Source organism: Geobacter sp. FeAm09 (genome assembly GCF_008330225.1).
GTDB lineage: Bacteria > Desulfobacterota > Desulfuromonadia > Geobacterales > Pseudopelobacteraceae > Oryzomonas.
The window spans coordinates 791382-812307 of sequence record NZ_CP042466.1 but is presented as its reverse complement, the minus strand read 5'-3'; the positions used below and the strand labels follow the sequence as shown (position 1 = coordinate 812307).

The following is a 20926-nucleotide window of genomic DNA, read 5'->3' as shown; positions in this document are numbered from 1 at the left end:
CGACACGCGGATGCTGACACGGCGGCACGGCGAAGCGTCTCCCGCGCACGACGTTTCCAACGAGCCGACGCCAGCATGACCGCAGCAAACCGCCATGCATGATGGTACCCCCATGACCTCTCCCCAAACAAACTCCCTGCCGTCCCAGTTGGTCGATTGTCTGGCCGCCCTGCGCAGGGGCGACCGCCGCATCGTCCTGACCGGCCTGAAGGGGTCCGCAGCGGCCTATGTGGTTGCCGGCCTGCTCGGCGCATCCCCCCGGGGGCTGCTGGTCATCGCCGCCGACCAGGAGGCCGCCGACGAGTTCAGCCGGGAGTTGGCCTTTTTCGGCAGCGACACGCCCTCCCTCTCCTTCCCGGCCTGGGACAGCGCCCCCTTTGCCGCCGCTTCCCCCCACCCCGACATCTCGGGCGCGCGGCTCGACGCCCTCTCCCGCATGCACGGCAACCAGGCCAGGGCGGTGGTGCTGCCGGTGGCGGCGGCCCTGCAAAAGGTCCTGCCCCGCGCCGTCTTCAACCAGGTCGCCTGCTACCTGGTGGCCGGCGAGGAGTTCGAGCGGGACGAGCTTTTGGGCAACCTGATCAGGCTCGGCTACTCCAGCGTCCCCCTGGTGGACGATCGCGGCACCTTTGCCGTCCGGGGCGGCATCCTGGACATCTTCCCCCCCAACTTCAGCACGCCGGTCAGGATCGAGTTCTTCGGCGACACGGTGGAGACCATGCGCGCCTTCGATCCCCTGACCCAGCGCTCGCTCCAGCCGGTGGAGGAACTGGTGCTGCTGCCGTCCCGGGAACTGCTCCTCACCGACGAGGTTCTGGACGCAATCGCGCCCCGGCTGAAGCAATGCTGCGACGACCTGGACATCCCGGCCGACCGGCGGCGCCTGATCCTCGAGGATCTGCGCAACGCCGTCTACTTCCAGGGCATCGAGTACCTCCAGCCGCTCCTGCACCCCGGCCTGGAGACGATCTTCGACTATGCGCCGGACGCTCCGGTGGTCCTGCTCGACCCCGAGGCACTGCGCGAGGCCGCGGCCCGCTTCGCCGACGAGATCGCCGCGGGCGAGGACAAGGCCCGCGCCGCCCGGGTTCCCCATTCGCCGCCGCAGGAGCTGTACCTGGACGCCGGGGAACTGGACGCCATCATAGCCGGCAAAAGCCGCCTGGAGCTTTCCGGGCTGGCCCTGGACGACGGGGGAGAAGCCACGACCATCGCCATCCCCTGCGAGGACAATACCGGCCTGCGGGTCTCCGTCTCCAAGGAGACCACCCACGCCCTGGCCCCCCTCTCCCAGACCCTGCGCGGCTGGCTCGACCAGGGCTTCCGCGTCCTGGTCGCCTGCCACCAGCGCCCCCAGGCGGAGCGGCTCAAGGAACTGCTGGCCCCCTACGCCATCCCCTGCATCATCAGCGAGGCGACCTTTTCCGAGACCGTCGCCGCCGCCCCCGCCGCCGTAACCATGGTCCTGGGGGAGATCTCCCGCGGCTTTCGCCTCCCCTCCTCCCGCCTGGCCCTGGTGGCCGAGGAGGAGCTGTTCGGCAAGCGGGTCAAGCGACGGGGCATCTCCGAGGTACGCAAGAAACAGATCCTGGCCTCCCTGGCCGAGCTCAAGCCGGGCGACTACATGGTGCACGTGGACCACGGCATCGGCCTGTACCGGGGGCTTCAACACGTCAACATCGCCGGCATCGGCGGCGATTTCCTGCTCCTGGAGTACGCCGGCGGCGACAAGCTCTACCTCCCCATGGACCGCCTGGGGCTGGTGCAGCGCTACGTAGGGCCCGAGGGGAGCCAGCCCACCCTGGACAAGCTGGGGGGGAGTTCGTGGGAAAAGGCCAAGGGCAAGGCCAAAAAGGACATCGAGGAGTTGGCCGGAGAACTGCTGGAGATCTATGCCAAGCGCCAGATCTGCGAGGGGTTTTCCTTTTCCCCCCCGGACGGGATGTACCGGGAATTCGAGGCCTCCTTCGCCTGGGAGGAAACCCCGGACCAACTCTCCGCCATCCAGGACGTGCTGGCCGACATGCAGAACTCCCGCCCCATGGACCGGCTGGTGTGCGGCGACGTGGGGTACGGCAAGACCGAGGTGGCCCTGCGGGGCGCCTTCAAGGCCGCCCTGGACGGCAAGCAGGTGGGCATCCTGGTGCCGACCACCATCCTGGCCCAACAACACTACGAGACCTTTCACGAGCGGCTCAAGGAGTACCCGGTCACGGTGGAAGTCATCTCCCGCTTCCGCACCCCCAAGGAGCAGAAGGAGATCCTGGAGCGCCTCAAGAAAGGGGCCATCGACATCATCATCGGCACCCACCGCCTGTTGCAAAAGGATGTGGCCTTCAAGGACCTGGGGCTTCTGATCATCGACGAGGAGCAGCGTTTCGGGGTGAAGGACAAGGAGCGGCTCAAGGCCTTCCGGGCCGTGGTGGACGTCATGACCCTGACCGCCACCCCGATCCCCCGCACCCTCTACATGTCCATGATGGGCATCCGCGACCTGTCCATCATCGACACCCCGCCGGTGGACCGCCTGGCCGTCAAGACCTTCGTAGCCCGTTTCTCCGAGGAGTTGATCCGGGAGGCGGTCATGCGCGAGCTGCGCCGGGGAGGGCAGGTCTTTTTCGTCCACAACCGGGTGCAGACCATCGCCAAGCGCCTGGAACAGCTCTCGGCCATCGTGCCCGAGGCGCGGATCGGCGTGGGGCACGGCCAGATGAACGAACACGACCTGGAAAAGGTCATGCTCGGCTTCATGCATGGGGAGACCAACCTGCTCCTCTGCACCACCATCATCGAATCGGGCCTGGACATCCCCAACGCCAATACCCTGATCGTGGACCACGCCGACAAATTCGGCCTGTCCCAGCTCTACCAGTTGCGGGGCCGGGTGGGGCGCTCGACCCAACGGGGCTACGCCTACCTGCTCGTACCGGGCGAGGGCTCCATCAGCGGCGACGCCCGGGAACGCCTGCGCATCCTCCAGGACATCTCCGAACTGGGGGCCGGCTTCCGCATCGCCACCCACGACATGGAGATCCGCGGGGCGGGCGACATGCTGGGGAGCCGCCAGTCCGGCACCGTGGTGGAGATCGGCTTCGAACTGTACAACCAGATGCTGGAGGAGACCATCTGCCGCCTGCGGGGCGAGGAGATGACCGAACGGGTCGAGCCGGAGATCAACCTCAAGGTGCCGGCCTTCATCCCCGAGGCGTACATCAAGGATACCGGCCAGCGCCTGGTGATCTACAAGAAGCTGACCCAGGCCGAGAACGAGGAAGACGTGCTGGACGTGCAGAACGAGGTCAGCGACCGCTTCGGCACCTATCCCCTGGCCACGTCCTACCTGTTCGAGATCATGAAGCTGCGGGTCCTCCTGAAGCGCCTGCTGGTTCGGCAGATCGACTACGACGGCAAGAACATCGTCGTTTCCTTCCACCCCCGCACCCCGGCCCCGCCGGACACCATCATCGCCATGATGAAAAACGAACCGAAGCGGTACCAGTTCACCCCCGACTATCGCCTGGTGGCGGCCATCACCGGCAGCGCCTTCGAGGACATCCTGGCCGCGGCCCGCACGCTGCTGCTACGCCTGCTGCCACCCGCCCCGCCTCCTTAATGAAAAATAATGACGTCCCGTGTTGAATTCTCGGGACAAACAGGATATACATTATCCCTTATCGTTTCCAACGCACACATATTCCGCACCCTTGCAGGACCCCGCCAATGAAAAAAGATCCAGCCAGCCCCATAACCCTGAAACGTTTTATCGTCATCGCCAGCCTGGCCGTATCATGCATCAGCTTCCTGATCGTCCTGGCCGTCAGCACCTACATCTACAAAAAACAACTCGAGAGCTCCCTGGGGCACCTTTCCAACTCCATCTCCCAGCAGATCTTCACCTCCATCCACCAGGGCATGGAACAGGGCTGGACCCGCGCCGACATAGAAAAATTCCTCGCCCGGTTCCGCCAGGCATTTCCCGAAACCTTCACGGCCGCGGTATTCCGCAGCGAGGCGATCAACCGCCAGTACGGCACCGCTTCAACCGAGATCACGGACGGCGAGGCCCAACAGGTATTTGCCGAGGGCGCGCGCCACTCCCGGCGGGACGGGGACCTGGTCAGCCAGTACTATCCCTTCAAGGCGGAAGAAAAATGCCGGACCTGCCACCTGACCGCCCGCGCCGGGGAGGTTCTGGGGGTGGTGAAGGTCACCGAGGACTTCCGCGCCATCCGGCAGAAGGCGATGCACGACATCTTCGTCATCTTCGCCCTGTTCTCCCCCCTCCCCGTGGTGATGTCCTTCCTGATCGCCGGCTATGTCAACCGCCGCATCGGCACGGCGGTCCAGGCGCTCAGCCACAAGGTGCGGACCGTCAACCGGGTCACCGACCTCACCACCCTGGAACTGGAGAACCAGCACACCGGTTTTGCCGAGCTGGACAACATCTTCGGCGAGTTCGGCAAGATCGTGGAGCGGATCAGGAACGTCGCCGTGGGCAAGGAGATGCTGGAGTTCGAGATCCAGGTCCTGGAACGGTTCATCATCACCTCCGAGTCCATCAAGGACTGGAAGGAGCGGGTCGGTTACCTTCTGACCGAGGTCGGCAAGGTCATGCAGGTCTACACCATGTTCTGCATCTTCCAGGTGGATGACGAGATCTTCGATATCGAGATCTTCTGGAAACATCCCCCCACCGCCGAAACCAGGGACGTCATGGAGGAGATCATCCGCGGCAGGATCAGGGAGGAACGCGTCCAGATCGACATGCCGGCCTCCATCAAGGTGGTCCACAACATCGTCGGCAGCCAGGACTCCCCCCTCCACCTGGACCGGGTCGAGATCGAACTGCAAACCAAATCCCTGCTCCTCAAGGCGCCCCAGATCGGCGGCGTGGTCGGCATCGGCTTCCAGTCCAAACTGGCCACCGACCCGATCCGCTCCCTGGTCATCGACAGCATCCTCACCACCATGCTCAACGTGGTCGGCTCCATCAAGGCCATCTACAAATACACCAAGGACCTGGAGTACTACGCCACCCGCGATCCCCTGACCAACCTCTACAACCAGCGCGTCTTCTGGGAACTGCTCGGATACGAGGTGGGACGCGCCGAGCGGCACGGCTACAGCTTCGGCCTGCTGCTGATCGACCTGGACAACTTCAAGTACGTCAACGACACCCACGGCCACCTCTTCGGCGACAAGTTCCTCACCAGGGTCGGGGCCACCATCCACGAATGCCTGCGCAAGGGAGACATCCTGGCGCGCTATGGCGGCGACGAATTCACCGTCGCCGTCGTGGAGGCGGACAAGGAGCAGGTCTACATGGTGGCGAACCGGATCAGGGAGGCCCTGGAGGAGATGGCCGTGGTCTCCGCGGACGGCACCACGGTCCACGGCACCGCCTCCATCGGCATGGCGATCTTTCCGATCCACGCCAAAAACGAAAAGGACCTGTTCATCTTCGCCGACAACATGACCTACAAGGCCAAGAACGCGGGGAAAAACCGGCTGATCGTCCCGACGGAAGACGATGTGATCGAGGCTTTCAAGAAGAGCGGCGAACTCTCCCGGATGCTCATCAAGGCGGTGGCCGAAAAACGGGTCACCCCCTATTTCCAGCCCATCGTCGCCACATCCGATGGCACCGCCACCTGCCACGAGGTGCTCTGCAGGATCGAGATCGGGAACGAGGTCCTGCCTGCGGCGGAATTCATCGAGATGGCCGAAGCCCTCGGCATCATCAGCAAGCTGGACTACATCCTCATGGAAAAGGTCTTTCAGAAGGCCCGGGCGGAACGGTACGAGGGGATGCTCTTCATCAACCTCTCCCCCAAGTCGCTCATCCTCAACGAATTCATCCCGACCATCATCAGGCTGACCCGCACCTACGGCATCGACCACGAAAAGATCGTCTTCGAGCTGACGGAACGGGAAACCGTCAAGAACATGACCCTCCTGGAACGCTTCGTGGAGGATCTGAAACTCGAAGGCTTCAAGTTCGCCATCGACGACTTCGGGTCAGGTTTTTCATCATTCCAGTACATCCGACGGCTGCCGGTGGATTTCGTCAAGATCGAGGGGGTCTTTGTGCGCAACATGCTCCACGACCCCAAGGATATGGCCTTCGTCAAGACCCTTGCCGTGCTGGCACAGGAGTTCGGCATCCAATCGGTTGCGGAATACATCGAGAACCCGGAACTGTTCGAGGCGGTGCGGGAAATGGGGATCGACTTCGCCCAGGGGTACCATACCGGCATGCCGACGCCCGGCTTTGTGGAGCCGCCCCGGATCGGGTGAAAAGCCGCCTGGCGCGGCACAAAAAGAGTTGCACACCCCGCTTGGTGTATGGTATTTTTTTGAAGTTTTCACTAACTTCATCCCCCCAATAGATAAAGGAGATTCCGTGAAAGTTATCGCCAGCACCAAAACCATCGCCGCAGCCCTCTGTCTGGCAGCCCTGTTCGGCTGCCAGAAGGGGTCAACAGGAGCACCGTCGGAAACCAAGAAGGAAGGGCCGGTCGTGGCCGAGGTCAACGGCAGCACCATCACCACCGGTGACTTCACCCGCGAGTTGAAGAACCTCCCCGAGTACCTCAAGAGCATGGCCGACACCCCCCAGGGGCGCAAGGAAATGATGGACACCATGGTGATCCGCGAGTTGATCCTGCAGCAGGCTGCCAAAGACGGCCTGGACAAGAGCCCGGAGATCGACGAAAAGCTGGCCGACCTGAAGAAGCGCCTGATTGTGGAGGCGTTCCTGAAGAAAAAGGTCGAAACCGACGCCAAGGTTTCCGACGAAGACCTGAAAAAATTCTACGAGCAGAACAAGGATAAATTCAAGACCGGCGACCAGATGAGGGCCAGCCACATCCTGGTCAAGACCGAAAAGGAAGCCAAGGACATCCTGGCCCAGATCAAGGCCGGCGGCAAGTTTGAAGAACTGGCCAAGAAAAACTCCGTTGACTCGTCCGCGGCACAGGGCGGCGATCTGGGGTGGTTCGGCAAGGGCTCCATGGTGCCGGTATTCGAGAAGGCCGCCCTCGGGCTGAAAGAAGGCCAGGTCTCCGACGTGGTCAAATCCGACTTCGGCTATCACATCATCAAGCTGACCGGCAAGCGCGCCGCCGGCGTGCGCCCCTTCGAAGAGGTCAAGGACCAGATCAAGGCCGCCATCATGCCGAGCAAACAGCAGGAGGTCTTCCAGAAGATCAAGGACGAGCTGAAGAAAAGCGCCAAGATCAACATCAAGGAAGACGTCCTGAACACCATCGGCGGCGCCAAGGGCGACGGCAAACCCGCCGCTGCTCCGGCTGCCCCCGCTGCCCCGGCCGCCCCCGGCAAATAGCCACCCGTGACCGGCCCGGACCATTACCCCGTATCATTATTCCAGTAACGGAAAGGGTGGGCTCTGCCCGCCCTTTCTCGTTTTCCCTGACGAAAGACGACCCATGCCCATGAGACGATACACCTGTGCCCTGTTGCTCATCTCTCTGTTTCTGGCGCCCGCAGGCGCCCACGCCAAGGTCATCAACGCCATTGCCGCCATCGTCAACGACGACATCATCACCCTATACGAGATCAACCGCGAGGCCCAGCCGGCCTTGCGCGAAGCGGACCAGAAATCGCCCCTGGACGACGCCGGCCGCAGCAAGATCCGCCACACCGTCCTGGACCAGTTGATCGAGAAAAAACTGGTGGAGCAGAAGGCCAAGGAACTGAACATCAAGATCGGCGACGACGAGATCCGCCAGGCCATCGAGGATGTGAAGCGGCAGAACAAGATTCCCTCCCAGGAGGCACTGCTGGGCGCCCTGGCGAGCCAGGGCATCACCTACGACCAGTACCGGGCCCAGTTGCAGGAACAGCTTGAACGGCTCAGGCTGGTCAGCATCGAGGTGCGCTCCAAGATCCAGGTGGGCGAATCCGAGATGCGCGACTACTACGAGGCCAACCTTGCCAAGTACACGGAGGAGGAGAGCTTCCATGCCCGGCACATCTTCTTCCGTATCAGCGACAAGGCCCCGGCCGAGGAGATCAAGCGTGCCATGACCACCGCCCTGATGGTGCTGGCCGAGGCCAAAAGCGGCAAGGACTTTGCCGGGCTGGCCAAGAGCTACTCGGAGGACCCGGCGGCCCGCAAGGACGGCGGCGACCTGGGGGTGTTCAAGAAGGGGGACATGCTGCCGGAACTGGAACAGACCATCATGGCCCTGAAGTCGGGCGAAGTGAGCGAGCTGGTCTCCACACCGGCCGGATTCCACATCATCAAGCTGGAAGAGCGGATCAAGGGAAAGGTGAAGCCGTTCGAGAGCGTCAAAAACGAGATTGAGGACACCATCTACCGGAAAAAGTCCGAGGACCGCTTCAGCCAGTGGGCTAAGGAGTTGCGCAGCAAGGCCAGCGTGGAAATCAAGGATTTACAGGGGCTTTTGTAGGCGCTACCGTTGGGTGATGTAAAAATCAGAACAGCCGTTCTTCCTGATGGGAGAACGGCTGTTTGCGTTTAATGTGGAGAGTGAGGACGCGAGCACTGCCCGTAACAGAGGGGAGGAAGTAAAGGCGACCATGCCGGGCGGATCTCAATCCTCACCGGACCACCTTGCGGCCACTTTCCCGGCATCCTCAGCGGATTCGACCACCACGGACGGCCTTGAGTCGGTTAGTGATGCACTGATGGCCTGTTTGACCTCGGCGGTCCAAGCCCACCGTTGATGTTTCGGCACCGATTCCACGGGGATCAGCATGGCACTCACCTCCCCATAAACCATATCACAAACAACGATTAGGGGGCAATACCCACTTACCCAATAACGCCATGACACTCAAACCGTAGTCATTTATACAATGAAAGGCCTGATAATTCGCCCCGCCTACTCCCTGCGCCGCAGGTATCCCAGAAACTCCTCGCAGGTAAGCTGCTTCTTGGACACCAGGTTGGCCACCTCCCGCGCCATGGCCTTCTTTTCCCCCTCCTTCATCTCGTCCTTGAGGAGCACGAACAGGGGAGTATTGCGGCTGTAAGGGAAGAGGCGGATCTTCTCCAGAAGCTCGAAGGCCGACATGTCGGGGAGCATCAGGGTCGTGAAGGCCAGGTACTTGGGCCTGATGGAGATGAGCGCCATGGCCTCCTTGCCGGTATACCCCTTGACGATCTCGAACCCCACCGATTCCACGGCCTTGGCCAGCTTTTCTTCCCCCGAGCGGGAGACCACCAGGGCCTGCAGGTCCCAGGTCTCGGCCTCCTCGGTCAGGCCGTACACCGCCAGCCGCTCCAGGAGGTAATGATCATCCACCGGCAGGGTGAAGAAGCCGGCCACCGGGAAAACGCCCCCGATGGCGCCCTTCTCGCTCAAAAACACCGGCAGGATGGGGATGTTGCGGGTTGCCGGATCGCTCTTGAGCTGGCGGAGCAGCCCCCAACCGTCGTCGGAAAAGGGGGAGATGTCGAGGATGATGCCGAGGGGACGGCCCGAGGCCACGTTTTCCAGGTGCTCCAGGCGATTCTTGTAGCCGCCGCTCCCCAGGTATGCCGTCAGTGTCTGCCCCCGACCGCTCTCCGCTTGCACTCCCAGTATCCACAGTTCCCGATCGGTGACGGCTTGTTGTGACATGACCACTCCTGTTCGCTCCGTTCAAGTGAAATGGAATTCTTTCCCTGCCACTCATTGTAGGATAAAAAACAGCTAATGCAACTCCGGTCAGGTACCGGAATAGCGCTCCAGCACCCGCTCGATGATGTTGGTGGTGGATTTGCCGTCCACGAACGCCACCAGTTCCACCCTGCCGCCGTAGGCCTCCACCACATCCTTCCCCACGACCCCGTCGGCGGTGTAGTCCCCCCCTTGGCCAGGATATGGGGCTTCAACGCCGTGATCAACTCCAGGGGGGTGTCCTCGTCGAAGAGCACCACGTAATCGATGCAGTCCAGGGCCGCCAGGATATGGGCTCGTTCCTCCTCGCCGATGAGGGGGCGCTTGGGGCCTTTGAGTCGGCGCACCGAGGCGTCGCTGTTGAGGCCCAGCACCAGGATATCCCCCAGGCGGCGCGCCTTCTGGAGGTATTTGACGTGTCCGGCGTGCAGCAGGTCGAAGCAGCCGTTGGTGAAGACGATTCGCTTGCCGCTCGCCTTCTCGGCCTCGATGATGGCGGCGAGCACATCCCGGTTCTTGATCTTGGCTTCGCTGTCGTGGTGGCCGAGCGCCACGGCATTGACGATCTCGGCCGGCGCGACCGTGGAGGTTCCCAGCTTGCCCACCACGATGCCGGCGGCCACGTTGGCCAGCCCGGCCGCCTCGGCCATGGACAGCCCGGAGGCCATGCCCACCGCCAGGGTGGCCAGGACCGTGTCGCCGGCACCGGAGACGTCGAACACCTCCCGGGCCACGGTGGGGATATGGACCGCTGCGCCGTGGCGGGTGAAGAGCGACATCCCCTCCTCGCTGCGGGTGATGAGCAGGTGCTCCAGCCCGGCGGTCTCCATGATCAGCCCGGCGGCCCGGGCGAGGGAGTCCACATCGCGGATGGCCACCCCGGAAGCCACCTCGGCCTCCTTGCGGTTGGGGGTCAGGATGGTGGCGCCGTGGTAGCGGGCGAAGTCCGCCCCCTTGGGGTCCACCAGCACGGGGACGGCGGCCGTGGCGGCAGCGGCCACGGCGGCCTCGATGACCCGTTGGGTCAGCACCCCCTTGCCGTAATCGGACAGCAGGATGACGCCGAACGACCCGGCATGGGCGGCCACCCAGGCGCAGACCTGTTCTTCCACATCCGGGGGAGGGGGGTGCGCGATTCCCGGTCGATGCGCACGATCTGCTGGTTGGAGGCCACCACCCGCGTCTTGCGGCTGGTGCGCCGCCCCGGATCGCGGAACACGGCCTCCGTGCCGGCCGCCTGGCGCCGGAGGGCCGCCAGCAGGGCCTCGCCGTTGTCGTCCTGTCCCACGACCGAGCAGACCGCCACCTGCGCCCCCAGGGCCCGCAGGCTGTTGACCACATTGCCGGCGCCTCCCAGGCGCACCTCCTCGCGCAGCACATCCACCACCTGCACCGGGGCTTCGGGGGAGATGCGCTCGGTCTTGCCCCACAGGTATTCGTCCAGCATCAGGTCGCCCAAGACCAGGCATTTGACGGTGCCGATGCGATTAAACAGCGATTCCAGCGATTTACGGTCCACGAAAACTCCCTGTATCAGGATCAATGCTTACAGCAGGCACTCAAGTTTCAGAATCGTTCTCTCACAAAACTCACAAAGGCACAAAGAAAACCGTAAAGGCGGACAACCGCCACAAGACGCAGAGGCACAGGGAAAGGCACTTTTTCTGGTTAAAACCATCATCACACGCCGTTGCTTTTTACCTGCCGTACTTTTGGTGTTCTTTGTGCCTTTGTGAGCTTAAGCGAACGCCAGTGAGCGGGTGAGAGATAGCCGTTGACGGTGCAATCATGCCGGTCCCCGCCCCCCCATGGTCTCCAGGATCTCCCGCCGCGCTTCGCCGATGGTCAGGGGGAGCCGCTTGAAGGGAAGCTGGTCGTCGATCCTCAGCCGGTGGATGAGTTCGGCGATATAGGGAAGGCGCAGCTTGACGTGCGCCAACTCCTCCGGGGAATGGAAGACCTCCTCCGGCGTGCCGCTGCGGATCAGCCCTCCCCTGCTCAGGACGTGCAGGCGGGAGAGAAAGACCGGCACCAGGTCCACGCTGTGGGTCGCCATGACGATGGTCACCCCCGACTCCCGGTTCAGGCGGGTCAACAGCTCCATCATCCGGTGCTCCCCCATGGGGTCCAGGCCGGCGGTCGGCTCGTCCAGGAGCAGGATCTCGTGCCCCATGGCCAGGAGACCGGCGATGCAGACCCGCTTCTTCTGGCCGTAGCTCAGGTTCTGGATCTCCTTGCGGGCCAGGCCCGCCATCTCCACCGCCTCCAGCGCCCCGGAAACCCTGCGCCCCACCTCGGCCTCGCCGCACCCCATGTTGCGGGGGCCGAAAGCCACATCCTCGTACACCGAATGGGCGAAGAGCTGGTCGTCCGGGTTCTGGAACACCAGCCCCATCTTGCCGTAGATCTCCCGGGGGGAAAGCCGACGGATCTCCTCCCCGTCCAGGAGCACATGGCCGTCATACTCCTTGACGATGCCGTCCAGGATCTTGAGCAGGGTGGTCTTGCCCGAGCCGTTGGAGCCCAGGATGCCGCAGAACTCCCCCTGTCCCACCTCAAGGCTGATGTCGCTCAGGGCAACGGTACCATCGGGGTAGCGGAACGAGGCGATCCGCGCGCTCAGGCGGGGGGGCGTCATTGCGGCCAATTCTGTACGCTCCATGCGGCGGTGGCCACGGCGGCAAAAACCACCAGCCCGGCCACCTGGGCCATGCTCAGCCGGGCGTCGTGCAGAAGCGGCAGGGAACCGTCGTACCCCCGCTGGGTCATGGCGGTGGTCATGGCGTCGCTGTTGTCGAAAGCGCGGATGACCAGCATGCCGGCCATGGTGCCGAAGGAACGGAGACCGCGGCGCAGGCCGCAGTAGCCGAGGCGGTTTTTCTGGGCCGTGTAGACCGTGGCGGCGTCATCGTACAGCATGAACAGGGAGCGCCAGGCGAACAGGGTCACCTCCACCAGGGGACGGGGGACCCGCAGCCAGGCCAGGGCCGCCATGGTTTCGGTAAAGGTCGCCACCTGCCCCAGGAGCAGCGCCACCGATACCGCCCCCATGATGCGGGAAGCGATCACCAGGCCGGCCCGGAAGCTTTCTGCATGGAAGGCGACGCCGAAGGGGCCGAGTCTGAACAACTCGACCGCACTCCCCGCCCCCATGCACGACTTCAGGAGGAGGACCACCGCGGCGATGAACAGGGGATGCAGCAGGCGCACCAGGAGCGTCCGCAGCCCCATGCCCTGCACCAGCGCCGCCGGCAGGCAGACGGCCGCCACGGCCCAGGGGAAGAGCGCCCCCGAGGAACTGACGACCAGTGCCAGCAGCACGCCGGCGGCCAAGAGACGGATGCGCGGATCGACAGCCGCGGCAACCCCACCCGTGGTATCCTGTCGTTGCAGGTGTCTCATGGTTCGGCCACGCCTCCCGTCATGCGCGAGATGACCGCCTCGGCCGCCGAATAGGGATCGAGGGTGGTCTCGCCCATGCCGTTCACGACCCGCTCCAACATCCCGTCCCGCTCCATGAACGCCACGGCGCGCCGGTAGAGGCCGTCCCGCAGGATGTCCACGAAACGCCGCTGGTTGCGTTCCCGCACGAAATCGGCGATCCGGCCGCTGGTAAAGAGGAAGTCCCGGTGAGCCAGGATCTCGCCCGCCAACTCCTCTATGCCGACCCCGCGCTGGGCTTCGGCCTTGAGGACCTGGGGGTTCCAGCTTCCCTCCGGGGCGTTGCGCATCTCCAGCATGGTGGTCAGTTCCCGGGCGGTGCGGTCGGCGCCGTCACGGTCGGCCTTGTTGACCACGAAGATGTCGCCGATCTCCAGGATGCCGGCCTTGATGGCCTGGATATCGTCTCCCAGCCCCGGCACCATGACGACGCAGGTGGTGTGGGCGGTCTTGACGATATCCACCTCGTCCTGGCCGACGCCGACGGTTTCGATGATGACGACCTCCATGCCCAGGGCGTCCATCACCAGCGCCACGTCGGAGGTGGAGCGGGAGAGGCCGCCCAGGGCGCCGCGGGTGGCCAGGCTGCGGATGAAGACCCCCTCGTCGGAGGCGTGGCGGTTCATGCGGATGCGGTCCCCCAGGATGGCGCCGCCGGTGAAGGGACTGGTGGGGTCGATGGCCACCACCCCCACCTTCTTCCCCTTCTTGCGGAAGGAGGCGGTCAACTGGTCCACCAGGGTCGATTTGCCGGCCCCCGGAGGACCGGTGATGCCGATGAGGTACGCCTTGCCGGTGTGGGGGTAGAGCCGCTTCAGCTCCTCGACCGCGTGGGGCCGGTTATCGTCGATATCGCGCATCATGCGCGCCGCGGCACGGATGTCGCCGTTCAAGACCTGATCTGCGAGGGACATGGGACACCTTCCCCAAAGAAAGATATGCGCAAGCGAATGGGTACATATATCACGGGCGGGGAGTGAATACAACGCCTCTGCTGACGGCTAAGGTGGGACCGTGGGCGCCGCCCGGCGTTGGCGGGCGGGCGAAGGGGATACGCCAGCCCGGGGAGAGGCTGCGGCCGGGCGCAGTTTCGCCGCGCCCCCGGGGGGGGCGATGCGCGCCCGCCGCGGCGAACCTAGTCGCCGAACAGGATGTGCGACAGGTATTCGCCGTAATAGCTCGTGTTGCTTTTTTTGTATTCTGCGGCCAGTTCCCTGAACTTTTCGATCTGCCGGTCGAGGTCCGAATAGTCCAAGATCCGCCAAAGCTTCCTGGGGTTCCACATGGCAATGGCTCCTGGTTATAACCGCTTCGCCTCGGGCGCCAGCAGATAGATGCCGGTCATCTTGAAGAGCATGGTATTGATCTGGCTGGCCCCCTGAATGCTGACCTCGGCCTGCTTTTCCGTCTTGATGCTCTTGATGGAACGGAGCAGCAGGGCGATGCCCATGGAATTTATGCGGCCCGCGCCGCTGAAGTCGAAGACCACCGACTTCTTGGACAGGCGCTGGTTCAACTCTTCGAAGTGGCTGTCCGCGTGGCTGTCGATGTTGCCGTGGAAATGCACCGTGTCGCTGATGCTGCCGTTTTTGATCTCAATCTTGAATTTCTGTTCCATGTCAGATCGCTCCATATTCGTATGAATCGGGGTTAAGCAGGAGGTAGCCCCCTACTGATGTCTTCAGGCCGGGTACAAAGTTGACGTAGAAATCCTTCATGAATTGCCACATGAAGTAGAGTCCGCGGCCGGCCCGGTCGGTGGAAGTGTCGTGGGCCAGGTTGATGGCGAGGAACCCCTGCACGGTTTCGGGGGAAAGGCGCCCCCAGCTGTCGCTCACCTCCAGGAAGAGCCTTTCGCCGTCAAAGGCGCAACGCAGCATGATTTCCTCACCGGGGGCGAGGCTGCGCCGTTCCCCTTTGGCGTAGATCTGCTTGCCGTTCGTGTCGCGAGGCGCGGCGTACAGGGCGTTTTCCAGCATCTCGTCCGCCATCAGGGCGGCCCGTTGCCGCAAAAACTCGTGGGAAGGGTCGTCACCTTCCACAATGCGCTCCACGCGGCCGATGATCTCTTCCTTGTCCTCGGAAGAGAGGACCGGCCATTCGTGCACCAGATGAAACCCGCTGAAGGACATGGGGGGGGCAGGAGAGCAGATGACCCTGCCCTGGGCGTTCAGGCTGAACATATTCAATGGTCTCTCTTTGTTGTTTTTTAAAAGTCCGGCGATCATGGGGCCCGCTCCGCGGCAACCACCAGGAGCGTCACGTCGTCCTCGAAGGATTCGGCGCCGCAGAAACCGCGCACCTCGTCGAGCAGCCCAAGCCGGAAGGCCTCCGGGCTCTGCCCGGCGTTCCGCCGGACATAGCTGGCGAAGCGGTCGTAGCCGAACTCCTCCCCCTTCGTGCTGCTGGCTTCCACGATGCCGTCGCTATAGAGGATTAGTAGGTCGCCGCACCGGAAATCGATCCCGATCTCGCCGTATTCGCTGTCCCGGTCGAAACCGAGGGGAAAGCCGGAGGTTCCGTCCAGCATGGCAACCGTTTCGTCGGCCGCCCGGTACAGGAACGGGTAATTGTGGCCGGCATTGGCGAGGAACAGCTTGTTTGCCTGCCGGTCGATGACGGCAACAACGGCGGTCATCAACAGGGAGTTGGACGCCGTAACGGTCACCGCCTTGTTCATGCCGCCGAGCAGCTTTCCCGGCGTTGCCGCGCCATTGTCCAAAAGCAGGTGCAGTCCCGCCTTGGCGGCGGTGGCCACCATGCCGGACTGGACGCCGTGGCCGCTCACATCCCCCACCATGACCCCCAGCCGGTCCTGGCCGACGAAGAAGTAATCATACACATCGCCGCTGATCTCCGAGGAGTTGAGCAGCACCGCATCCAGCACCAGCCCGGCGTAGCGGCAGGCCGCCGGGGGGAGCAGGTCGCGCTGGATCTGGCGGGCCTTTTCCACCTCTTCATGGATCCTGGCGTTCAGGGCCTCCAGGGTATCGAGCAGGCGGGCCTGGGAGCGGGATATGGCCATCAGGAGTTCCGCCACATGCACGATCCCCACGCATTCACCCTCGCTGATGACCGGAAAGGAATCCGAATCCAGGCCGGGGTCGTGTTCCAGCAGCGTGGCCAGCGCCTCGTTCACGCCGCAGCCTGGGGCGATGACCGGCGGCGCGCCGTCCATCAGGGAGCCGATGGCTTTTTTGCCGAACAGTTCCATGGCAAAGGGGCGCGACAGGTGGCGGGTGAACAGGTCCCTCCGGCTGATGACCCCCTCGAACCCGCCGCTGCCCACGACCGGTATCATCACCAGGTCCGGGGCCCCCTGGAAGATGGCGGCCACCTCCCTGACCGGCATGCCGGAGGAGACCGGCGTGACGTTTCTCATGACCCCGTCGATGGTGGGGAGCTGTTGGTTGTCGCGACCTGCCATAATTCCAATCCCGTCATGTGCCTGCGGTATCTGCTTTCCGCTCGCGGCCTGCCGCGGCGAACCGGCTTGGGGCATACCATACCTGCGAATTGCTACGATCGGGTTGCGGCAGGGAAATTTTCTTGCGACATTCCGGCGCCGCGGCCTGGGCAAACGAGGGGGGAATTGCGGCGGGATGGCCTGTTTTTCCTGGCGGCACGCCGCCCGGCGCCCCGTGTCACCGATCTGTAACAGCGAAGCGTGCGGTTGCAAAAACCCCGGGTGCACCTATACTTTACGCATGACGGCTCAAAGGAGGGACCAATGATTTTGTACGTTCTGAGACATGGTGAGGCGGTGGAGCGGACGGACGGGGGCGACGACGAGTGGCGTTACCTGACGGAACGGGGAAGAGCCGACGTCCGGAAGGTCGTCGAGCGGGTGACAAGGTGCGGACACAAACCGCGCCTCATCCTGTCGAGCCCGCTCGTACGGGCGGTCCAGACGGCGGAGATCGCGGCCCAGCGGGCCTGCCGGAAGAACAGGACCGTCATCGCCGGGCCGCTCCAGCCGGACGGCGACCTGGAGGAACTCACCCGCCACATCCTGCACCAGAAGGAGGCGAAGCGGGTCATGGTCGTGGGACACGAGCCGCTGCTCGGTTCCCTCGTGGCGAGCCTGCTGGATACCGCCACGCCGGTCGCCCTCAAGAAAGGGGGGTGCGTGGCCCTGGAGTTGGACATCGGCAAGGACGGAGATAAAGCGGCCCTCAAGAGACCGGCCACGTTCCTCTGGTCCATCGCCCCGGGCAGAAAACTCGTGAAATCCGGCAAAAAGGCCTTTGCCGGGAAAGGCGCGCAATAAAAACCCCGCGCGGTCGTTGAGGCCTGAAACGGCCGTTAAGGCTCCGAGCCACAAAGGTGCGGAGAAAACACAGAGATTCTGCTTCCCGAGTGTCTCTACGCCTCAGTGGCAGATGGTTTTCCCGGCTGATTCGGGGACGCCGGCCCCGATACCGTCAATCCACCCGCTGGCGGTAGGCGTTCAGGTAGCGCGCATCTTCGGCATAGGTCACCGGGTAGATGGGGGGCACCGGCTGGGGCTGCAGGTCGCTGTCCACGTTACGGAACGTGAACAGGCATGAGTTGGACAGGGCCTTGTCGCCCGCGTCCCGGCTGAAGCGCTCGATATCCGACTGGACGGTGATGGTCGTCTTGCCCGTGTAGACCACCCGCGCGATGAATTTGAGCTGGTCCCCGAGAAACACCGGCTGGTTGAAGTTGATCCGGTTCACCTGGCACGGCACCACCCTGCCGGGGGCGACCATCTCCGCGGCCAGGGCCGCAAGCTCGTAGGCCCGGCGCACGAGGTAGCCGCCGAACACGGTCTTGGGCACGTTCTCCTGCTCGGGGTATGCCCGCTGGGTCGATTCCAGCACCAGTTGGCCGGCCCGGATGCCGCTGAACCCCTCCGCCTCCTGTTCCTTGTGCAGTTTCTTGAGAAACAGGTACTCGTCCAGGGAGGGCATCTCCTCCGCCTTTGCCAGGCTCTCCCGGTAGGCCTGGCGCCGCTGTTCCGCCTTTTTGTAGCGCTTTACCTCGATCTCCTGGCTGTACGCCAAAGGCGGCAGGGAGAGGCTTTTGGCCTCCCCTCCATCCGTGGAGCGGGCAACCATGGTGAAGTAGCAGGTGGCAAGGTGCCCCCACCCCACCCCCAGGGATTCGACCCGGATGCCCACCTCCATGGAAGAACGCCCCACATGGTTGATCTGGGCGGAAAAGACCAGATCGTGGTTCGTGTCGGCCAGGTTTCGGATCACGACGCTGTCGATGGCGGCGGTGACTACCCGGGCGTCCGGGTAGAAGCGGTTGACGTAGGCCAAGGTGGTGTTCTCGGCCACCTTGTCCAGGGTTTCCAGAATCTTGCCGAAACGGATGTTGCCGACCATCTGCCGGTCGCTGGCCAGAAAACGCCGAGCCAGCGCGCGGTCCGTGGAAAAGGGGAGCACAAACAGGTATCTCGTATCGTGCGGGGTAACGGCCGCACCCTCTTGTTCGCTTTCGTTCATGGGACGCAATCCTCTCGCCTGCACCAAAGAGAACGCTTCGGCGACAGGCAGTTTTTTTCCCGGCGTAGTATTATAGTAAAGTATTACCACCGCTCCGGCAACTGTCTCGCGCCCCGGCCGGCGTTTTTCCGTCCGTGGGCGCAAACCGGTTCTGCGGACCGTCGACAAGATACGGTCAAAATCCCTCCTGCGAAAAAAATTCCTCTCCTAATCATCAGCTAAGTTTGCCCCCCTAGAGTCGCATCGTCCGGCAGCAACGAACTCCGGGAGATAACAGACCCGTCGTCGTCAGCGGTAGCATACGCAAAAACATCGGAGAGCTCACATGAAATCATCACTCTGCGAAAGCGCAGAACAAAGAAGCAAGGTTCCAGAGGTGGTACTCGTCTTCTGGATCATAAAAATCGCCGCCACCACCCTTGGTGAAACCGGCGGTGACGCAGTATCCATGTCCATGAATCTGGGCTATCTCGTTGGGACGGCACTATTCGCCGCGCTTTTTGCCATCGCCGTCACCGCCCAGGTCTCGGCCAAGCGCTATCACCCGCTTTTATATTGGACGACCATCATCGCAACAACCATGGTGGGCACCACACTGGCCGATTTCTTCGACCGTTCCCTGGGGATTGGCTATGCCGGCGGCGCGTCGATTCTGTTTGCCCTACTCGTGGCCTCCCTGACCACCTGGTATCGCACCATGGGGTCTATCTCCATAGCGACGGTCCGGACAAAAAAGACGGAGATCTTTTACTGGGTGACGATCATGTTTTCCCAAACCCTCGGCACCGCGCTTGGGGACTGGACTGCCGATACCGCCGGGCTTGGCTACACAAAGGGTATCGTTGTATTCACTACGCTGCTGCTGGCTGTTGTCGGCGCATACTACCGGACACGCATATCCCGCACGACACTTTTCTGGACGGCATTCATCCTTACGCGCCCGCTCGGAGCGGTCGTAGGCGACCTGCTTGACAAACCGCACAGCTCTGGAGGACTGGCACTCAGCCGCTACTCGGCATCGGCAGTGCTTCTTACGTTGATACTGGCAAGCCTGTACTGTTTTCCCCAAAGGGCGGCACAGAAATGCCATTGATCGAAAGCCACGTTTACGACTGCCGCAACCGGGATGCGGGGGCGGTACAACCAAAAGAAAAAGAGACCGGGCTGAGATATCTCTGCACGGGGAAAACCATGAAATAGATGACTAAAAACCCCAAAAGGAATCATGTTCATGAAAAACAAAATCGCTTTGATGTGTGCCTTAGCTGTAGTCATGGCAACGGTGCCGGCTTTCGCCATTGTTCCGCCAGAGGGGAAGAATGGGTGCTTACTGTATGGCAACAATTGCCCAGGTGCGGTGGAGTGTCTGGCAGAGCGGATCAACAAATTGAAAACCGAGATCGCCAGGGGAGAAAAGGTCTACACCCCGGAAGAACTGAGGCTCCTTGACCGCAACTTGCAGGAGAACGACTACGCCATGCGGTCTCTGACCAAACCAGGAAAATGACCAGGCGCTCAACGCCCCGGTTCGAGTCGAAAAAGACAAGGAGAAAGAAAACGTGAAAGCTATCCACACCCCAAGCATTGGCTGGCACTACTGGACCGCCATCACCCTGGCAAGCATCTTCGGCACCAATCTGGGAGATTATTACGCCCATGAGAGCGGATTAGGCATTGGCGGTGGCTTAGTGTTGCTGGCAGTCATTTTCGGGGTGGTCAAACTCATCGAGCAGACCGACAAAATAGCCCATTATTATTACTACTGGTGTGCCATTATCATCATCCGTACCGGCGCCACAAACATCGCCGACTTTCTGGCGGGACGCAATGGCATGCACCTCGACCGGACATTGTTATCCCTCATACTGGCGCTCGCCATGTCATGCCTGGTCTGGAGCAGCTATGCGTCTGCACGGGCGGCAGCGCGGAACAGGGACGACGATGTGGCCGGCAAGGCCGGCTCCCCCAAGGTCAATGGCACTTTCTGGCTGACCATGCTTGTGGCCGGCACCTTTGGCACCGTCTTCGGCGACCTCTGTTCCCATGCGCTGGGAGGCGGCTCAGCGGCCTTGATCCTGGCGGCAATGCTGGCAGTGGTGCTCTATGCCGGCCGTGGGGGAGTGCTTGCCACCATGGCATACTACTGGTTTGCCATCGCCATCGTACGTAGCGCCGGGACGGCTATCGGCGACTGGATTGCCGAGAACCAGCAGCTCCATATCGGCCTCTCCGTCAGTACCATGTGCACCGGCCTGTTGTTCGCAATGGCCGTGCTACTCTGGGATGCCCAGGCCCGTGCCGGACAGCGGGCAGATACTGCGGTATAGAGTGGGGCCGGCCTTGCCGGATCGCACGAAACAA

16 protein-coding genes and 1 pseudogene are annotated in these 20926 nt (G+C 62.8%); 8 read left to right on the top strand and 9 right to left on the bottom strand.

What is annotated here, in order from left to right; translation table 11 throughout:
• The first annotated feature begins 94 nt into the window (after positions 1–94).
• The 4 genes from mfd to FO488_RS03765 all read left to right on the top strand — a co-directional run bounded on the left by mfd (position 95) and on the right by FO488_RS03765 (position 8435).
• Positions 95–3613 (top strand): transcription-repair coupling factor, encoded by a 3519-nt coding sequence (gene mfd, locus FO488_RS03780; RefSeq protein WP_240732168.1) that lies wholly within the window; start codon positions 95–97, stop codon positions 3611–3613.
• Between the two features lie 107 nt (positions 3614–3720).
• Positions 3721–6297: a bifunctional diguanylate cyclase/phosphodiesterase gene (locus FO488_RS03775; RefSeq protein ID WP_149209325.1), complete on the top strand. Its 2577-nt coding sequence runs from the start codon at positions 3721–3723 to the stop codon at positions 6295–6297.
• Between the two features lie 106 nt (positions 6298–6403).
• Positions 6404–7345, top strand: coding sequence for a peptidylprolyl isomerase (locus FO488_RS03770; RefSeq protein ID WP_149209324.1), 942 nt, complete (start codon positions 6404–6406; stop codon positions 7343–7345).
• Between the two features lie 109 nt (positions 7346–7454).
• Entirely contained in the window at positions 7455–8435 is a 981-nt protein-coding gene (locus FO488_RS03765) for a peptidylprolyl isomerase (RefSeq protein ID WP_149212068.1), read from the top strand.
• A 435-nt stretch (positions 8436–8870) separates the two neighbouring features.
• Here the strand turns inward: FO488_RS03765 and FO488_RS03760 are convergent, their stop codons facing one another.
• The 8 genes and pseudogenes from FO488_RS03760 to FO488_RS03725 form a co-directional block, all read right to left on the bottom strand.
• Positions 8871–9611, bottom strand: coding sequence for a response regulator (locus FO488_RS03760; RefSeq protein WP_149209323.1), 741 nt, complete (start codon positions 9609–9611; stop codon positions 8871–8873).
• An 87-nt stretch (positions 9612–9698) separates the two neighbouring features.
• Positions 9699–11169: pseudogene (gene rfaE1, locus FO488_RS03755) on the bottom strand (D-glycero-beta-D-manno-heptose-7-phosphate kinase).
• A 267-nt stretch (positions 11170–11436) separates the two neighbouring features.
• Positions 11437–12288, bottom strand: a complete 852-nt coding sequence (locus FO488_RS03750; protein WP_149212067.1) for an energy-coupling factor ABC transporter ATP-binding protein — start codon at positions 12286–12288, stop codon at positions 11437–11439.
• Positions 12285–13052, bottom strand: coding sequence for a cobalt ECF transporter T component CbiQ (gene cbiQ, locus FO488_RS03745; protein WP_149209322.1), 768 nt, complete (start codon positions 13050–13052; stop codon positions 12285–12287). Before cbiQ ends, FO488_RS03750 begins: the two co-directional genes overlap by 4 nt.
• Positions 13049–14005 carry a methylmalonyl Co-A mutase-associated GTPase MeaB gene (meaB, locus tag FO488_RS03740; protein ID WP_149209321.1) on the bottom strand — a complete coding sequence of 319 codons (957 nt, stop codon included), beginning with the start codon at positions 14003–14005 and terminating at the stop codon, positions 13049–13051. Before meaB ends, cbiQ begins: the two co-directional genes overlap by 4 nt.
• Before the next feature lie 386 nt (positions 14006–14391).
• A complete protein-coding gene (locus tag FO488_RS03735; protein ID WP_149209320.1) occupies positions 14392–14709 on the bottom strand; it encodes an STAS domain-containing protein in 318 nt (105 codons plus the stop codon).
• Position 14710: 1 nt separating this feature from the next.
• The gene (locus tag FO488_RS03730) at positions 14711–15274 is read right to left on the bottom strand and encodes a hypothetical protein (protein ID WP_205743345.1); all 564 of its coding nucleotides are present in this window, start codon (positions 15272–15274) and stop codon (positions 14711–14713) included.
• Between the two features lie 41 nt (positions 15275–15315).
• Positions 15316–16518, bottom strand: coding sequence for a PP2C family protein-serine/threonine phosphatase (locus FO488_RS03725; protein ID WP_168205866.1), 1203 nt, complete (start codon positions 16516–16518; stop codon positions 15316–15318).
• Between the two features lie 303 nt (positions 16519–16821).
• On the opposite strand from FO488_RS03725, the gene sixA reads away from it, so the two are divergent.
• Positions 16822–17361 (top strand): phosphohistidine phosphatase SixA, encoded by a 540-nt coding sequence (gene sixA, locus FO488_RS03720; RefSeq protein WP_149209317.1) that lies wholly within the window; start codon positions 16822–16824, stop codon positions 17359–17361.
• Positions 17362–17515: 154 nt separating this feature from the next.
• On the opposite strand, the gene FO488_RS03715 is transcribed toward sixA, so the two are convergent.
• The gene (locus FO488_RS03715) at positions 17516–18565 is read right to left on the bottom strand and encodes a hotdog domain-containing protein (protein ID WP_149209316.1); all 1050 of its coding nucleotides are present in this window, start codon (positions 18563–18565) and stop codon (positions 17516–17518) included.
• Between the two features lie 325 nt (positions 18566–18890).
• Here FO488_RS03715 and FO488_RS03710 point away from each other — a divergent pair, with 325 nt between their 5' ends.
• From FO488_RS03710 to FO488_RS03700, 3 genes are all read left to right on the top strand, one after another.
• Positions 18891–19658, top strand: a complete 768-nt coding sequence (locus FO488_RS03710; RefSeq protein WP_149209315.1) for a hypothetical protein — start codon at positions 18891–18893, stop codon at positions 19656–19658.
• Between the two features lie 138 nt (positions 19659–19796).
• On the top strand, positions 19797–20072 hold the full coding sequence (locus FO488_RS03705) for a hypothetical protein (RefSeq protein ID WP_149209314.1): 276 nt from the start codon (positions 19797–19799) through the stop codon (positions 20070–20072).
• Between the two features lie 52 nt (positions 20073–20124).
• On the top strand, positions 20125–20892 hold the full coding sequence (locus tag FO488_RS03700) for a hypothetical protein (RefSeq protein WP_149209313.1): 768 nt from the start codon (positions 20125–20127) through the stop codon (positions 20890–20892).
• Positions 20893–20926: the final 34 nt, after the last annotated feature.

What these genes read in the sequence shown, in the direction of transcription:
- mfd (WP_240732168.1), top strand. Translation starts at nt 95, where the DNA reads ATGCATGATGGTACCCCCATGACCTCTCCCCAAACAAACTCCCTGCCG.
- FO488_RS03775 (WP_149209325.1), top strand. Translation starts at nt 3,721, where the DNA reads ATGAAAAAAGATCCAGCCAGCCCCATAACCCTGAAACGTTTTATCGTC.
- FO488_RS03765 (WP_149212068.1), top strand. Translation starts at nt 7,455, where the DNA reads ATGAGACGATACACCTGTGCCCTGTTGCTCATCTCTCTGTTTCTGGCG.
- FO488_RS03760 (WP_149209323.1), bottom strand. Translation starts at nt 9,611, where the DNA reads ATGTCACAACAAGCCGTCACCGATCGGGAACTGTGGATACTGGGAGTG.
- FO488_RS03750 (WP_149212067.1), bottom strand. Translation starts at nt 12,288, where the DNA reads ATGACGCCCCCCCGCCTGAGCGCGCGGATCGCCTCGTTCCGCTACCCC.
- cbiQ (WP_149209322.1), bottom strand. Translation starts at nt 13,052, where the DNA reads ATGAGACACCTGCAACGACAGGATACCACGGGTGGGGTTGCCGCGGCT.
- meaB (WP_149209321.1), bottom strand. Translation starts at nt 14,005, where the DNA reads ATGTCCCTCGCAGATCAGGTCTTGAACGGCGACATCCGTGCCGCGGCG.
- FO488_RS03735 (WP_149209320.1), bottom strand. Translation starts at nt 14,709, where the DNA reads ATGGAACAGAAATTCAAGATTGAGATCAAAAACGGCAGCATCAGCGAC.
- FO488_RS03730 (WP_205743345.1), bottom strand. Translation starts at nt 15,274, where the DNA reads ATGTTCAGCCTGAACGCCCAGGGCAGGGTCATCTGCTCTCCTGCCCCC.
- FO488_RS03725 (WP_168205866.1), bottom strand. Translation starts at nt 16,518, where the DNA reads ATGGCAGGTCGCGACAACCAACAGCTCCCCACCATCGACGGGGTCATG.
- sixA (WP_149209317.1), top strand. Translation starts at nt 16,822, where the DNA reads ATGATTTTGTACGTTCTGAGACATGGTGAGGCGGTGGAGCGGACGGAC.
- FO488_RS03715 (WP_149209316.1), bottom strand. Translation starts at nt 18,565, where the DNA reads ATGAACGAAAGCGAACAAGAGGGTGCGGCCGTTACCCCGCACGATACG.
- FO488_RS03710 (WP_149209315.1), top strand. Translation starts at nt 18,891, where the DNA reads ATGAAATCATCACTCTGCGAAAGCGCAGAACAAAGAAGCAAGGTTCCA.
- FO488_RS03705 (WP_149209314.1), top strand. Translation starts at nt 19,797, where the DNA reads ATGAAAAACAAAATCGCTTTGATGTGTGCCTTAGCTGTAGTCATGGCA.